The organism is Microvirga sesbaniae, assembly GCF_025460805.1.
Lineage (GTDB): Bacteria > Pseudomonadota > Alphaproteobacteria > Rhizobiales > Beijerinckiaceae > Microvirga > Microvirga sesbaniae.
Map to the genome: position 1 here is coordinate 260,002 of NZ_JAMXFJ010000002.1, position 15,471 is coordinate 275,472.

General features: G+C 61.7%; 16 protein-coding genes. 6 read left to right on the plus strand and 10 right to left on the minus strand.

Annotated elements, in window-relative coordinates:
- Positions 1–184: 184 nt before the first annotated feature.
- Positions 185–1,339 carry a sensor histidine kinase gene (locus OCW50_RS03855; protein WP_262296500.1) on the minus strand — a complete coding sequence of 385 codons (1,155 nt, stop codon included), beginning with the start codon at positions 1,337–1,339 and terminating at the stop codon, positions 185–187.
- A 1,405-nt stretch (positions 1,340–2,744) separates the two neighbouring features.
- Positions 2,745–3,146 (minus strand): sigma factor, encoded by a 402-nt coding sequence (locus OCW50_RS03860; RefSeq protein ID WP_262296501.1) that lies wholly within the window; start codon positions 3,144–3,146, stop codon positions 2,745–2,747.
- A gap of 459 nt (positions 3,147–3,605) precedes the next feature.
- Here OCW50_RS03860 and OCW50_RS03865 point away from each other — a divergent pair, with 459 nt between their 5' ends.
- The 5 genes from OCW50_RS03865 to OCW50_RS03885 all read left to right on the plus strand — a co-directional run bounded on the left by OCW50_RS03865 (position 3,606) and on the right by OCW50_RS03885 (position 7,791).
- Positions 3,606–4,223, plus strand: coding sequence for a hypothetical protein (locus tag OCW50_RS03865; protein WP_262296502.1), 618 nt, complete (start codon positions 3,606–3,608; stop codon positions 4,221–4,223).
- Positions 4,224–4,312: 89 nt separating this feature from the next.
- The gene (locus tag OCW50_RS03870) at positions 4,313–4,546 is read left to right on the plus strand and encodes a hypothetical protein (protein ID WP_262270135.1); all 234 of its coding nucleotides are present in this window, start codon (positions 4,313–4,315) and stop codon (positions 4,544–4,546) included.
- Positions 4,547–4,738: 192 nt separating this feature from the next.
- Positions 4,739–5,527 carry an alpha/beta fold hydrolase gene (locus tag OCW50_RS03875; protein ID WP_262296503.1) on the plus strand — a complete coding sequence of 263 codons (789 nt, stop codon included), beginning with the start codon at positions 4,739–4,741 and terminating at the stop codon, positions 5,525–5,527.
- A gap of 148 nt (positions 5,528–5,675) precedes the next feature.
- Entirely contained in the window at positions 5,676–6,992 is a 1,317-nt protein-coding gene (locus OCW50_RS03880) for a family 1 glycosylhydrolase (RefSeq protein WP_262296504.1), read from the plus strand.
- A complete protein-coding gene (locus tag OCW50_RS03885; RefSeq protein ID WP_262270138.1) occupies positions 6,982–7,791 on the plus strand; it encodes an MIP/aquaporin family protein in 810 nt (269 codons plus the stop codon). Before OCW50_RS03880 ends, OCW50_RS03885 begins: the two co-directional genes overlap by 11 nt.
- A gap of 404 nt (positions 7,792–8,195) precedes the next feature.
- Here OCW50_RS03885 and OCW50_RS03890 read toward each other — a convergent pair whose 3' ends face one another.
- Positions 8,196–8,780, minus strand: coding sequence for an isochorismatase family protein (locus OCW50_RS03890; RefSeq protein ID WP_262270139.1), 585 nt, complete (start codon positions 8,778–8,780; stop codon positions 8,196–8,198).
- A gap of 90 nt (positions 8,781–8,870) precedes the next feature.
- Here OCW50_RS03890 and OCW50_RS03895 point away from each other — a divergent pair, with 90 nt between their 5' ends.
- A complete protein-coding gene (locus tag OCW50_RS03895) occupies positions 8,871–9,473 on the plus strand; it encodes a TetR/AcrR family transcriptional regulator (protein WP_262296505.1) in 603 nt (200 codons plus the stop codon).
- Between the two features lie 168 nt (positions 9,474–9,641).
- On the opposite strand, the gene OCW50_RS03900 is transcribed toward OCW50_RS03895, so the two are convergent.
- From OCW50_RS03900 to OCW50_RS03930, 7 genes are all read right to left on the minus strand, one after another.
- Positions 9,642–9,935 carry a hypothetical protein gene (locus OCW50_RS03900; protein ID WP_262296506.1) on the minus strand — a complete coding sequence of 98 codons (294 nt, stop codon included), beginning with the start codon at positions 9,933–9,935 and terminating at the stop codon, positions 9,642–9,644.
- A gap of 416 nt (positions 9,936–10,351) precedes the next feature.
- Positions 10,352–10,690 carry a cupin domain-containing protein gene (locus OCW50_RS03905; protein ID WP_262270142.1) on the minus strand — a complete coding sequence of 113 codons (339 nt, stop codon included), beginning with the start codon at positions 10,688–10,690 and terminating at the stop codon, positions 10,352–10,354.
- Positions 10,691–10,708: 18 nt separating this feature from the next.
- Positions 10,709–11,467, minus strand: a complete 759-nt coding sequence (kduD, locus tag OCW50_RS03910; RefSeq protein ID WP_262296507.1) for a 2-dehydro-3-deoxy-D-gluconate 5-dehydrogenase KduD — start codon at positions 11,465–11,467, stop codon at positions 10,709–10,711.
- Positions 11,464–12,300 (minus strand): 5-dehydro-4-deoxy-D-glucuronate isomerase, encoded by an 837-nt coding sequence (gene kduI / locus OCW50_RS03915; RefSeq protein ID WP_262296508.1) that lies wholly within the window; start codon positions 12,298–12,300, stop codon positions 11,464–11,466. Before kduI ends, kduD begins: the two co-directional genes overlap by 4 nt.
- Positions 12,301–12,415: 115 nt before the next feature.
- Positions 12,416–13,696, minus strand: coding sequence for a TRAP transporter large permease (locus OCW50_RS03920; RefSeq protein WP_262296509.1), 1,281 nt, complete (start codon positions 13,694–13,696; stop codon positions 12,416–12,418).
- Between the two features lie 4 nt (positions 13,697–13,700).
- On the minus strand, positions 13,701–14,240 hold the full coding sequence (locus tag OCW50_RS03925; RefSeq protein ID WP_262296510.1) for a TRAP transporter small permease: 540 nt from the start codon (positions 14,238–14,240) through the stop codon (positions 13,701–13,703).
- A 205-nt stretch (positions 14,241–14,445) separates the two neighbouring features.
- A complete protein-coding gene (locus tag OCW50_RS03930; RefSeq protein WP_262296511.1) occupies positions 14,446–15,426 on the minus strand; it encodes a TRAP transporter substrate-binding protein in 981 nt (326 codons plus the stop codon).
- Positions 15,427–15,471 lie beyond the last annotated feature (45 nt).

A 15,471-nucleotide genomic window follows, 5' to 3' on the forward strand; every position in this document is an offset into this window, starting at 1 on the left:
CCGGTGCTGCCCGTGGTTTCTGGTCGGCGGAGATGCACCGTCAGCAGAGATCTATGCTGAACGACATGACGCGACCTAAGCCTCGGACGTCGGCGAAGACACGCTCATCCAAGAATGCCGCGACGGGAACTCGAAGGAAAGCCAAGGGCTGACTCCGGCCATACCCTCGTCTTCAAAGTATGTCTCAGTAGCCTGGAACAAGACGTTGCTCGACCAGTGGCGCATCCATCTGGAACTGCACTCCCTGCACGTCGTAAAGAATCTCAACGTCGGCATTGCATTGCATGGGCAGGACCCGCTGTAACAGCGTCGAGCCAAAGCCTTGATGCTGCGGCTGGCTCACGGGTGGGCCGCCGAACTCTCTCCATTCCAGATGGAGCGTTCTGCCCGTATTCGTTTCGACCACGTTCCAACGAACCTGGATGTACCCAGCCGGGACCGACAGCGCCCCGTGCCGGACGGCATTTGAGGTCAGTTCGTGCAGCGCCATGCCAACCGGCACGGCGAGTTCCGCCGCCAACTCAAGGGGCGGACCAATTAGCATGAACCGAGGCACTCTGCTCTCAGTGAATGGCCTGAGTTCATTGAGGACGATCTCCCGCAGCGGGGCTGTCTGCCAGTAGCCCTCGGTCAGAAGATTGTGGGTTTTCGCCAGCGAGGTGATGCGATTGGCGAAGGAGCGATAGAACTCTTCAAAGCTGCCCGCGGACCGGCCTGTCGCTCCAACGAGTGCCTGAACGGTCGCCAGGGTATTCTTCACCCGATGATGAAGCTCTCTGACGAGGAGAGACTGTCGTTTCTCGATCCGGCTGGCGACCTCCAACCGCTCGTCCCGCTCGGCTATGGCACGGCGCAAGTTCAGTTGTGACATCACCTGTTGAGCAAGCAACCGGAGCGTGGCCGTTTGATCCTCAGTCAGGTCCCGTGGAGCATAGTCGAGCACACACAGCGCCCCCAGCGGATACCCATCGGGCGTCCTCAGCCCCGCGCCAGCATAGAACCGCAGACGCGGTTCCCCGGCGACGAGCGCATTATGAGCAAACCGGGGGTCTTCGCTCAGGTTTGGAACGATCATGGTTCCAGGCTCGAGCATGGCAGTGAGACAGATTGAACAATCCAGCGGCGCCTCTCGCACTCCAAGCCCCACCTCGGCCTTGAACCATTGTCTGCGCTCGTCGATGAGGCTGATCATGGCGACCGGAGCCCGACAGTTACGGGCGGCAAGATGGACGAGACCATCGAACTCCGGCTCCGGCGGCGTATCGAGAATCCGATAGCTGCGCAGGGCTGCGAGCCGGTCACCCTCGTTCCAGTGCGGGGCCAATTTGTCGTTCAACACGGGGAGCTAACACCAACGTCACAGGAATGAAAACGGGCTCGGCGCGCTTGGGTTCAGGCCAAATACCCTACTATTTCTGATAGTTTAGTTGCGGCCGAGGAGAAGCTGCTGCCGACAGACTGGTACGAGCATTGAGGGGAGAACGGGCTTCTCGTTCCCCGTGCTATGGCCGAACTCAGCCATTGGTGCTCGATCAGCCTCATAGCCTGAGGAGATTGTGAACCGGACCGCGCGGCTCCTTGGCTCCAGGGCAACCTCGCGGCAGGTGTCATCCTTCAGAGCGGCATCCAGGATTGCCGTGTCAGGCGTGGCCATACGACGTCAGTCGAGGGCGGCGGCAAAGGTCGTGGAGGGTCCGGCAACCCCATAGCCCGCTTCCTGTAACTCATCTTGGATGTAGAGTGCGGTCAGAGCTTCGTCCTCCAAAAGGAGAACAAGCGGTTTGCTGCCTGTGAGCCTAGCGCATCGTGCGGAAAAGTGGACTCGGTTTTCCGCTCCGAACGATGCGCCGCTTAAGGATGTGAGCATCGGAATCGATCCCAAAAGTGGGTCCACTTTTGGGTCCGATGCTCTAGCGCATCGTGCGGAAAAGTGGACTCGGCTTTTCGTCTCGAAAGGTGCGCCCTTCAAGGGGTTGAGCATCGGAATCGAAAGTGGGTTCACTTTTGGGTCCGATGTTCTAGCCATTATCCACAGGCTCTCTAAAATATGGTTAACGCTTCCTCAACGACCCGTTACATCTACTGGTGCGGTGATTTGGAGGCGGCAATGGGAAGCAGCGTCGAGGGTGGAAGACGGGTTTCCATGATGTCGGATGAGGAGCTTCTGCGAACCATTGGTGAGGACCTGCGTAGCCTCTACACCGATATCATCCGCCAGCCACTCCCCGCGAAGATCGAAGCTGCTTTGACCCGCATTGATCGTGCACAGCGCTTGGCCGGGAACTTGGGCCGACCGGCAGCACGTTGGGCCAAGGCTCCCCTCACGTTCTAAGCCGTTGCCAAAACAGTGATAGCCGCGACGAGTGAGGCAGCAAGGACGCTGTACTCAGCCCATGTGCGCCATTGTGGTCTGCTGTGAAAATTCACTTCACCGAGCATTTCGCATCTCCGGACGTGCGACTCACTTCAACGATCTTTGTTCTTGTCTTGTTCTCATACAACGCCTTGGTATCCCGGATCAAGTGATCAGGAACATTTTCCATCTCGACACTGCGCTTCAGATTTTTGTGAGGGCCAGAGCATCGGATCCAAAAGTGGACCCACGTTTGGATCCGATTCCGATGCTCATCCCCTTGAGTGACGCACCTTCGACTGCGAAAAACCGGGTCCACTTTTTCGCACGGCGCGCTATTCGTTTGACTGCCGGAGCCGCTTTGGTCCCATCATCAGGACACAGGTCGGCCTCACCCGTGAGGCCCAGAGCGCAAGCCAGCTTTGATCTTGCCCTGGCAACCCGATCTTTGACCGGGCCGACCACCACTTGGCACATTGCCCCAGCTTCCTCGTGGCTCAGTCCCTGTGCTGCAACCCATCGCGTCCCCAAGGCTGAGTGAAGGTCCTCGACGTCGCGCTGGCTCGGTTGGTCCGGATGCGTTTTGGGGCGCGCGGCGAGGGCTCCGTCTGGGTCTTACCAGCTCCCGCTTGTATTTGCGGCACTCGGAGCGGAAGAGATTGCGCAGGATCGTGAACAGCCATGCATTGAGGTCCGCGCCGCGCTTGAATGTGTCGGCATTGGCCCAAGGGCGCAGGATGGTGTCCTGAACCAGGTCATCCGCACGATCTCGGTCACTCGTGAGAGGTGGCAAAGGTGCGTGGGCTCAGCATGGCGGCGAGGAGTTCGTCCCGCAGCGGTTCCTCAACACTCATACAGGAGCGTCTCCGGCCGTGCCTCGATCCGGTGGACCAGCCTCTCCAAACCTGGAGGAAGGGGTCGTTGGAGCACTTCGGCATACATCTCGCGCAAGGTCGCGCCGATCCGCTCCTGCGCCTCCGACTGTATGTCGGTCCAGAGGCCATCGCCTCGCCATGCATGAGGGATAATGATGAGGTGGCCTTCCGGCCAGTCCTCGGACTCTGCATGGCTCATGGACATTCCGAACCTGATCCCTCTCCTTCATTGAGGTGGGAAATCAACCAACAATTGGCTCTTCCGTTCCAGCCGATTCCTTGGGATTCGTTAACTTGTGCTTATTTTTCGGTTGCAACAAAGTAGTAGGAACGGGAATAGCTTGGCCACGTTGCTTCCTGCATCATAGGAGGTGGACATGCCAAAGCTCGGAATGCTGCTTGTAACCCCCGTAAAGCCTTGCAGCGCTCTGGCGGTGGCTCTGATCCTTCCGGTCATCATCGGCAGCGTCCCCGCGCAAGCTCAAGGTCTCTTCGGCTTCCTACGAGCCCTGACCCAACCAGCTGCCCCGGCCCCGGCACCGCAGCCCTTCGAGTACCAGTCTGATCCCGCCCTTGAGCAGCCCCGGCGCAAAGCTCGACCGCGTCTGAAGCCTGTTGCTGTCGAGCAGCCAGAGATCAAAAAGCCAGTCGAGCCAAAACCGGTGGGAGAAATTCCCAATCCTGTTCCGATGCTGCTGGCCGACAGCACCTTGCGCGCCGGTGACATGGTGATGTTTCCAGATGGGCTGCGCGTCTTCACCGGTAAACCTGGTGGCTCCCACAATCTCACGGACTTCAAACCCTTAGCCCAGGCAGGCAAGCACCTTTCCCGTGCAACCCGCAAGCTTGTCGCCCATTTGCTTCCAGCAGAAAACATCGCATGGAACACGGATGCGGTCAGGTCTGGCAGCAAGCTCGCGGCCAACACGGATGATGTCATGATCACCGGAAGCGTGAACAGGCCCCCTCATCGCAAGGGATCAGGCTCGCGATAATGCGACCTATCAGCTGATCGACAAACGGTTGCAGCCCGGGTCGAGAGGATGCTCGCAGCATATGTATGCTCATTGCAGGAGTCGTTGCTATGTTGCTCGAACTGGAGAAGGAGCAATTGGGCGTCCTGAGGAGGGCCCTTGAAGCAAGGATGCGTGACATGCAACTGCGGCTGGGGGGCGACCCTGGCGATGAAGGCTTTCGGCGCGAAGCGACACTCACGACGCAGTTGCTTCGACGGGTTGAAGGGCTGGAACGACAGGCTGGCCACCGCGCTTGGAATATTGCGAGAATCGAGTCCGTGCCGGAAGAAGACGAGACCTGAGGATGAGGAGCCCACAGGTTCAGTCGTATCCTCTTATAGGAGGGGGAGAGGCGGAAATCGTCTTCCAGCAGCTCGATGAGCGTCGTAGGATAGTCACTCCTCGGCATTAAATGGGACCCGATCGCCAACCTATCAGACCGCCGCGCAGGCATGGTCTGCTCTGGATCGCTTCGAGCGACTGACGGTGACAATATGAGCGCGCCCATCCTTCATGAGAAAGACCAGGGCACCGGATCGCCGGTCTTGGTGTTGCTGCACTATTTCGCCGGCTCCCTACGGTCCTGGGCTCATGTGGCCGAGGATTTGTCGCGCGCATACAGGTGCCTGGAGATCGATCTTCCCGGCTTCGGCCGCTCGCCGCCGCTGCCTGCTTTCAGTGTGGATGCGGTCGGTGGAATGATCATGCAGCACATCGCAGGCCGCCGTCTTGGCTCCTATGTTATCGTCGGCCATTCCATGGGCGGCAAGCTGGCGCTCGCCTGCGCGGCCGATCCACCTCCGGGTCTCGCCGGCGTGGTCCTTGTGGCTCCTTCACCACCCTCGCCTGAGCCGATGGCCGAAAGCGAGCGTGCGCGACTGCTGGCGACCCATGGCGACCGAGCCTCCGCGGAGCAAACCCTGCGCACGATCACGCGGCGGCCGATCTCCGCGGCCTCGGCCGATATCTGCATAGCGGACAATCTGATGACCTCGGCCGAGGCTTGGCACTGGTGGCTCGCGCAGGGCAGTCGCGAGACCATCACGGCTCAGGCTGAGCGGGTGGCCTGCCCGGTTCTGGTTATGGGCGGGAGCGAGGATCCCGTCATCTCGCCTGCCGTCATCACCGCCGAGGTCATGCCGCGGCTTGCCGGTGCCTCTCGGGTCGAAATTGCAGGCGCCGGGCATCTTCTTCCATTCGAGGCTGCAAAGGAAGTCGCAGACAACATCCGCATTTTCGTCAAAGAACGGTGCCCTGCCGCGACGATGAGAGGCACGTCGTAGGAAAATAGGCCGGCAGACGCTCTGCATCTTTTCTGCGGCTGGTCGGCGCCCTATGCTTCCCTCAAAGGCCAGTTGATTTGTGTAGGCCGGGCCATCAGCCCGACCGCCTTGCTCAAGGGTGCCTGGTGGGCCCCGTTGGAGGCCCGATATGGCAGCGCCCTGGTTTATGTTCGCAACCGGCATCGAGAACAGCTATCCGACGATCAAGAACGGCACCGTCCGTGTCGATGAGATGGACAAATGCGGCCATTACAAGCACTGGCGCAGGGATTTCGAACTCCTTCAGGAACTCGACATCCGCTATCTGCGCTACGGCCCGCCGATCCACCGCGTCTGGTTGAGCCAGGGCCGGTACGATTGGAGCTTCCCGGATCAGACCTTCGGCCTCTTGAAGACGATGGACATCGTTCCGATCGTCGATCTCTGCCACTTCGGGGTTCCGGACTGGATCGGCAACTTCCAGAATCCTGATTTCCCGACGCTGTTCGCGGATTATGCACGCGCCTTTGCGCAGCGCTTTCCCTGGGTGCAACTCTACACGCCCGTGAACGAGATGTTCATCTGCGCGACCTTCTCGGCCGCCTATGGCTGGTGGAACGAGCAGATGAGCAGCGACACGGCCTTCGTGACGGCGCTCAAGCACATCGTGAAGGCGAATATTCTGGCGATGGCGGCCATTCTCGAGATCCGCCCTGACGCGATCTTCATTCAGAGCGAGTCATCGGAATATTTCCATGCCGACGAGCCTGATGCGATCGGCAACGCAGAGATCATGAATGCGCGTCGGTTCCTGTCGTTGGATCTCAATTACGGCCGCCGTGTCGATTCCGAGATGTACCAGTTTCTCCTCGACAACGGCATGGCCCGCGACGAGTACCAGTTCTTCATGACGCATCGCCTGCGGCAGCACTGCATCATGGGCAACGACTACTACGTGACGAACGAACACCGCGTCGCTCCCGACGGACGCACATGGGCTGCGGGCGAGATCTTCGGCTATGCGGAGATCACCCGGCAATATTACGAGCGCTATCGTCTTCCCGTCATGCATACGGAGACGAACCTGGCTCAAGGCGCCAACGGCGACGAAGCCGTGACCTGGCTCAGGAAGGAATGGGCGAATGTCATGCGGGTGCGCAACAGCGGCGTTCCGATCGTCGGATTCACTTGGTACTCGCTGACGGATCAGGTCGACTGGGATACGGCCCTGCGGGAGGAGAACGGCCGGGTGAACGCTCTCGGCCTTTACGATCTGGATCGGAACATCCGGCCGGTCGGCAAAGCCTACCAGCTCCTGATTCAGAGATGGCGTAGAGTTCTGCCGACACAGAGCGTCTGCCTTACCGTTCCGATCATCCAACCGAGCCAGTTTGAGAGCGCGCATGCGGTTTTCCAGCAGGAAGCGGCCCGGAGCCTGAGTCGTGCGGCCCCAGCGTCGCCGACCATGACGGACCATGCCGGCTGAAGGGGCCTTTTCGCCTCTGGCCGGGGACAGGCCTCTGCACGGCCGTCCTCTGCCGCCAGCGCGGCTGCACCCTGCCCTGTACGTGGCAGAGTTCATCGGAACGGCCCTGCTGGTTCTGGTCGGCGTGTCGGTGGTCATTCTCATGTTTGGGCAAGGCAGTCCGGGGGCAAGGATGATCCCGAGCGAAGGCTGGCGCCTGTTTCTGACCGGGGGCTTGTTCGGTTCGGTCGGCGCGCTGATCGCTGTTTCGCCGGTCGGACGCATCAGCGGCGCACATATCAATCCTGCCGTAACGGTCGCGTTCTGGTTGGAGGGCAAGCTGGCGTGGCGCGATGCCGTGTTTTACATCTTGGCTCAGTTCGCCGGCAGCGCTGCCGGAGCTTGGCCTCTTCTGGGCTGGGGTCACATGGGACGAAGCGTGGCGTTTGGTGCGACGCAGCCGGGGACTGACGTTCCCATCTGGGCCGCGACCCTCGGAGAGACAGGAGTGACGTTTCTGCTCATCCTGGCGATTTTCACCATGGCGGCCCATCCTCGTACCCGTCGTTTCACGCCGTTGGCGCTCCCGGTCGTGCTCTCGGTGTTGGTGTGGCTGGAGGCTCCCCTCTCCGGGGCCAGTGCAAACCCGGCGCGGTCATTCGGACCTGCCCTGATCGCCAGAGTCCCGATGGACCCATGGATCTACATCGTTGGGCCCTCGCTTGGGGCGGTCCTATATGCCGGCTTCGTGCGCCTTGAGGCTGTGCGTCTTCCCCGCGTCATGGTCGCGCGATTGTGCCACTTCAACATCGAGGTTTGACAGCGTTCCGGCAGGAACAGACCGCTCCGGGTCATCGTCTGCCTATCCCCTGACTTTCGGGAACGTCCGGTGTTCCTCTCGCGACCAGACTGGTCCCCTTCCGAGAGGCGCCATGAGCTGACCTTCCTGGTTTCTGTTCAATTTCTCGTCGGGTCGTTCATGGAGCACGCGCCAGGGAGGATTTTAGGGGTGTCGATCTGGTCCCCCTTGCAACGCTCTTGGCCCTTGATCTCGGTGGTCCAGGACCCGAAAGCCGTGCGGCGCGTCAGCCACGATCTCAATAGCGTGCATCCGCTCATCCCACCGGCGTGGAAGAACATCTGAGGTCGGTCCCGCGCCAGGAAGCGACCTTCCAATGGTGCTACCGGTGCCCAACCGGCGCTAGTGGCACCAATCCAAAACGTTTACGCGGTTTGTAGGTTCGCCAGCACGGTGTTGAGCGAACGTACGCGTGCCACGCGCGGCAGGATCTTCTCGACCGAGAAGCGGTGCATATCGTCAGCAAGGCTCGAGCAAAGATCTTCGACCACGATGGTGCTGTAGTTGTGCTGCCAGGCATCTCGCGCCGTGGACTCGACCCCGAAGTTCGTCATCACACCTCCGATCAGCACCGTCGCGATGTTCCGCCGTCTCAGTTGCAGGTCGAGTTCGGTGCCATAGAAGGCGCTCCACTGGCGCTTGGTGATTGCCACATCGTAGCCAGCCGTCTCGACCGCATCATCGAATGCGAGCGATGCTGCCGGGATCCCACCTTCAGGCACCCTCAGCTCGACATCGACGGGCGTGCGAACCATGTCCGCATAGCCGTCTGAGAACGCAGCCCGCGTCAGGATGACAGTGCCGCCGGCACGTCTTAACGCCTTCGCAAGTGCAACTGCCCGCTGCACGAGCTCGTGACGGGGGTGCGGCTGGATGGGCATGCCCAGGGTCCAGTTCTGCGGATCGATCAGCAGGAGAGCAGTGGCGCGGGGATCGAGGCCAAGTGCCATCGGGTCAGCCCTTTCAAGGCTTGCGGTTGACGATGAAGATGATGAATATGAGGCATCCTTCACATTATGGATATGAGGACATCCTCACATATGTCAACAGGATCGAGAGCCGATGTGGGGCGCACACCTCGCTTCGCCCGCGGCAAGGCGCGGGCTGCCGCCCTGCGAGCAGCCGCTGGACAGGTGATTGCTGAGCGCGGGTATGAGGCTGCTACGATGACGGAGATCGCTGCGCGGGCCGGTGCCTCGATCGGCTCGCTGTACCAGTATTATCCGACGAAGGAGCTGATCGCAGCCGAGGTTCATGCCGAGTACCTCGACCAACTGGATCAAGCCTTAGTTGGCCTCAGCACGGAAGCTCACACGCCAGCTGCCATGTCAGATGCTCTGTTCGACACACTGACGGGCTTCCTGGCCCGTTACCCAGCGTTTCCAACGCTTGCCGCCAGACGTGACATTGAGACATCGCGCAAGCTCGCTTCACGGACCAGGCTGGAGGAGAGCCTTGAACAGTCGCTTGCATCGACGAGGCCACCGTTGCCGCCAGAGGCGATGCCTGGGCTGGCTGTCATGCTGCTGCAGCAAATGAAGGTGGTGGTTGCGCTCGAAGCGAGTGGTCGCGAGGCGGACCGACAGGCAATCGAACATATCCGCAGGGTGCTGCGAAGGTACCTGGAGCATCTTGTGGGCTGAATGACGGATCTTTCCTGAATGATTGTTTGCACCTGGCCCTGTAGGCCCCTCCAGTTCACAGATCAGGTGTGAGACATGAAGACGTCGTCGATGAAGGTCGGCTTCGGGTCACCCGGGAATATTTCCTACATCACAGGAGCGTCGGGTGTTCGCGCGTCGAGCTGACGTTCAGTCTCCTTCCGCGATGTGCCGCTTTAGAACCAAAAATGCGATGATCTGAACATCCGCTATGCCCAGGCTTTCAGACAATCGGCCTCTGAGCCCGCGGTCGTTGAGATCTTGTTCCCGGTTCGATGGCGCCGCAGGATTTATGAGGATTGCGACCTGCTCATCAGTGCTCGGACCCCACGCCTTTGCAATGCCGAAGAAGGTCCGCAATCCCGCTCCACCAATCGTGGGCTTGTTCTGAAGCATGTGCAGCGCCAGCATGCACTCTTCGCGCAGCGGGAGCTCTGCTGTCACCTCTGCCTCCGCACCGAGGTTGTTGAAGGCGGAATGACGCCCACGTCTCGATGACCCGCCGGGCGTCTCTGCGCCATGGAATCCATGGGCTGCGGAAAGAGTGTCCGGCTTTTGCTCAACAGCTGCGCCGGAAGCGATGGAAACCCTTCACACTCCGATAGAAACTGGTTGGTTCAAGTGAAGCTAGGCCTTCGCGATGACCGATGTCAGTTTCGCCGCATCTGGTGATTGGTCCACGCCGGGCCGAGGCCTAGAGTATCGGGCGCAAAAGTGGGAACCGGTTTTGCGCGAAAAGATGCTCCAGGGCAAAGGCTTGAAGCATCGGGCGCAAAAGTGGGAACCGGTTTTGCGCGAAAAGATGCTTTAATCCAAAAGCTTGAAGCATCGGGCGTTTGTTTGATGACACGTCCGATGCTTCAGACGAAGTCCTCGCGCATGGGGGTGAAGACGTCGAGAAGCACGCCGGCCTCGATGGAAACCGCCCCGTGGACGGCGTTCGGCGGCACGAGGAAGCTGTCGCCCTGCTTCAGACGTTCGGTCCGGCCCGCGATGGTGACATCGAAGACGCCCGCCTCGACGAGGCTGCACTGGATGTGCGGATGCGCGTGGGGCGTGCCGACGGCCCCGGCCTGGAAGGCCACGCGGACCATCATGACCTCCGCATTGTAGGTGAGGACTTTACGGCGGATGCCCTCGCCTGCGGGCTCCCAGTCGATCGTGCTGTCGAAGGCGAAAGGCTCGTTGATACGGTTCATGGTTCCTCCAGTATGGTGTCAGCGCGCCAGCCAGCCGCCGTCCACCGGCAGGACGATGCCGTGGACATAGTCCGATGCGGGCGATGCCAGGAAGACGGCGGCGCCGGCGAGGTCCGCCGGATCTCCCCACCGTCCGGCCGGGATCCGTCCGAGGATGTCGGCGCTTCGCTTCGGATCGTGGCGGAGCGCCTCGGTGTTGTTGGTGACGAAATAGCCCGGCGCGATGGCGTTCACGTTGATGCCCTTGGCGGCCCACTCGCAGGCAAGAAGCCGCGTGAGGCCGGCCAGGCCGCTCTTGCTCGCCGTATAGGACGGGATGCGGATGCCGCCCTGGAAGGACAGGAGCGACGCGATGTTGATGATCTTGCCGCCGCGCCCGTCCGCCAGCATGGTGCGGGCGGCCGCCTGCGACAGGAAGAACGCGGACTTGAGGTTGACGTTCATCACGTCGTCCCAGTCCTTCTCCGTGAAGTCGATGGCATCGGCCCGGCGGATGATGCCGGCATTGTTGACCAGGATATCGATCCGGCTGCCGAGCGAGACAGCCTCACCGACGATCTGCTCGATGGGGTCCAGGCTCGACAGGTCCGCCTGGACGGCACGGAAGCCGGCGCCGGTGTCGCGGCACAGGCGCTCGGTCTCGTCCATGGCCGAGCGGCCGACCGCCACGATGGAGGCCCCGGCCTGCGCCAGCGCCACGGCGATCGCCTGCCCCAGCCCGGTATTGGCTCCGGTCACGACCGCCGTCCGGCCGGTCAGATCGAACGAGGCCGTCACCGCAGCGCCTCCATGGGCACCATATCCATATCGGTGAAGTCCTGGTTGTCGCCGCCCATGGCCCAAACAAAGGTGTAGTTGCTGGTGCCGACGCCGGAATGGATCGACCAGCCCGGCGACAGAATCGCCTGCTCGTTGGCCACCACGAGATGCTTCGTCTCGTGGGGCTCGCCCATGAAGTGGAACACGCGCGTGTCGGGCTGCATGTCGAAATAGACGTAGACCTCCGAGCGGCGGTCATGACAATGAGCCGGCATGGTGTTCCACATGCTGCCGGGCTTCAGCTGGGTCATGCCGAGGACGAGCTGGGCCGAGCGGCATACCTCCGGATGGATCATCTGGAAGATCGTCCGGACATTGCCGTTCGCGGCGTCGCCCAGATCGACCCGGCGGGCCCGGTCGAGACCGATCTTCACCGTCTCGAAACGGGCATGGGCCGGCGTGCTGACGAGATAGAACTTCGCCGGCGCGCCCTCGTCGAGGCTCTCGAAGACGACGTCCTTCGTCCCCATGGCGACATAGAGCGCGTCGCGGGGAGCGAGATCGTGCGTCTCGCCGTCGGTATGAACGCGCCCGGCGCCGCCGAGATTGACGATTCCGAGTTCGCGCCGATCCAGGAAGTTGGGCGAGCCGATCTGCTTGTGCGATCCGAGCCGGATCGCTCCGGTGGTGGGCGTCGCGCCGCCGACCACGAGCCGGTCGATATGGCTGTAGGTCAGCGTCACCGCGCCGGGGACGAACAGGGTCTCGATGAGGAAATGTCGGCGCAGCTCGGCCGAGCTGAAGTGGCGTACGGCCTCGGGATGGCATACCTGCCGGACTTCGATGGTCATCATTACCTCTTTGGTGCATTTTCGGCGAAGTGGATCCGGTTCGCCGTTGAACGATGCGGCGAACCAAAGAAGAGAGCTGATGTCACACAAGGGGAACCAGCTCTCGTGCGTGAGATCAGCGGAACAGGGCCGGGAGCCAGAGCGACAGGCCGGGGATGTAGGTGACGAGCAGCAGCACGACGATGCTGGCGCCCAGGAAGGGCCAGATCGTCTTCATGGCCTCGCCGATGGTGATCTTGCCGACCGCGCATCCGACGAAGAGCACCGAGCCGACCGGCGGCGTGTTGAGACCGATGCCGGCGTTAAGGATCAGGATCACGCCGAAATGCACCGGATCGATGCCGAAGGCCTTGATCACCGGCAGGAAGATCGGCGTGCAGATGATGATCATCGGGGCCATGTCCATGAAGGTGCCGAGCACCAGCAGGATCACGTTGATGAGAAGCAGCACCACGATGGGGTTGTCCGACACCGTCTTCATGAGCGCGATGGTCGCCTGCGGCACCTGCAGGAAGGCCATGAGCCAGCCGAAGGCGCTCGCCGTCCCGATGACGAGCAGCACCATGGCGGTGGTGCGCACGGCCCCGAGCGTCGCCTCGACGAAACTCTCCCAGTTCATCTCGCGATAGACGAAGACCGTGACGAGCACGGCATAGACGACCGCGATGCACGAGCTCTCCGTCGCCGTGAAGATCCCTGAGCGGACGCCGCCGAAGATGATGAAGATCAGAAAGATGCCCGGCACGGCGGAAACCAGGAAATAGGTCAGCATCCTGAAGCCCGGGAACGGGTCGGCCGGATAGCCGCGGCGCACGGCCACCACGTAGGCGGTGATCATCAGGGCGGCGGCCAGAAGGAAGCCCGGCACCACGCCGGCCGTGAACAGATCCGCCACCGAGATCGTGCCGCCGGCCGCGATCGAATAGATGATCATGTTGTGCGACGGCGGGATGAGCAGCGCGATGATGGCGGCGTTCACTGTCACGTTGACGCTGTAATCCTTCGCGTAACCGCGCTTCTCCATCTGCGGGATCATGATGCCGCCGATCGCGGAGGCATCCGCGATGGCCGAACCCGAGATACCGCCGAACAGGGTCGAGGCCACCACGTTCACCTGTCCGAGGCCGCCGCGCAGATGGCCAACGAAGCCCGCCGCCAGACGGATCAGGCGGTCGGCGATGCCGCCGCGCATCATGAGATCGCCCGCATAGATGAAGAACGGGATCGCCATCATGGCGAAGGCGTTCATGCCGGAATTGAGCTGCTGGAACACCACGACAGGCGGCAGCTGCATGTAGAGCACGGTGGCCAGCGACGCGATGCCGAGGCAGAACGCCACCGGCGTGCCGACGATGAGCAGGAGCGTGAAGACGCCGAAGAGAACCCAGATCTCCATTGACTCAATCCTTCACGGCGACGAGATGGGTTTCGTCCACGCGCACCAGGGGAACTTCTTCCCCGACGAGCAGGAGACGGACGAGCTTTTCCAGGGAAAAGAGCGCGATCAGAACGCCGCCGACCGCAAGCGGCACATAGTCGAACCCTTGCGGAATGGGCAGGCCCGGCATGAGAGCCGACCAGGTCTCGACCGCCAGCAGCGTGCCGTACCAGGCCATGGCGCCGCCGAAGATCATCACGAGCACCTCGGTGACGGCGAGCATGATGGTGCGCAGGCCATGAGGGGCGTAGTGCAACGCGATCTCGAAGCCGAGATGGTTGCCCTCGCGTACGCCTACGGCGGAGCCGAGAAGGATGAACCAGCTCATGAGGAGCAGGGAGGCGGGCTCGGTCCAGCTCGGCGATTCGTTCAGCACGTAACGGCCGAACACCTGCCAGGCGACGAAGGCGGTCATGAGGATGAGGCCGATCCCGGCAATCCAGAGCGCCGCCCGGTTCACGGCGGCGAGGATGCGGGACAGCGCGGCAAGTTCAGCGCGCATCGGGTGAAGTCTCCATGGAGGCGAAGACGGACCGGCTCGAGCCTCTGACCCAGAAGCGGAGCTGCCCTTCTGGGATGAGACCGATGCTCATTCCTGACGGGCGCATCGTTCTGGGCGGAAAAACGGATCCACTTTTCACTCCCGTGGTCCGCTTTCGTCCGCACGATGCGCCAGCCGGTCCGAGGCGACAGAGGTGCAGGCCGGGTCAGTTCATCGCCTGGATGCGGGAGACGAGCTCCTTCACCTTCGCGTCCTTGGCGTATTTCTCGTAGACGGGCTTCATGGCGTCGATGAAGGGCTGCTTGTCCACGTTGTTGATCTGGCTGCCGCTGGCCCGGATCTTCTTCTCGGCCTCCTTCTCGCGGGCCTCCCACAGTTCGCGCATCTTCACGACGGATTCCTTGGCCGTCTCGCGCACCGCCTTCTGGTCCTCGGGCGACATCTTGTCGAAGCTCTTCTTCGACATCACCAGCACCTCCGGCGACATGGAGTGCTCGGTGAGCGAGTAGAATTTTGCCACCTCGAAGTGACGGAAGGAATCGTAGCTCGGCCAGTTGTTCTCGGCCCCGTCCACAACGCCGGTCTGGAGCGCCGAATAGACCTCTCCCGGAGGCATCGGGGTCGCGTTGGCCCCGAGGGCGTTCACCATGTCGAGGAAGAGGTCCGACTGAATCACCCGCACCTTCATGCCCTTGAGGTCGGCGGGCGTGTTGATGGCGCGCTTGGAATTGTAGAAGGACCGGGCGCCCGAATCGTAGAAGGCCAGCGCCACCAGCCCATGGGGCTCGAAGGCTTTCAGGATCTGGTCGCCGACGGGGCCGTCCATGGTCTTGCGCATATGGTCGACCGACCGGAAGATGAAGGGCAGCGACGGCACCAGCGTCTCGGGGATGAGGTTGTTGAACGGGCCCATGTTGATCCGGTTCAGATCGATCACGCCGAAGCGGGTCTGCTCGATCGTGTCCTTCTCCTGGCCCAGCTGCGCGGTGTGGAACACCTGCACCTTGTACCGGCCGCCGGTCTTCTTCTCGAGCAGGGAGCCGAAATACTTCACGGCTTCGACCGTGGGGTATCCGTCCGGGTGGATGTCGGCCGACCGAAGCGTCGTCTGGGCCCCGGCCGCGCCGCTCATGAGGGCCGCCCACACGCCGAGGGCGGTTGCGGCGAGAGTTCTTCTGGTGAACATCATCTTCTCCTTAGGCTTCCTCAGATGCTTTATGGTTTCGGACCG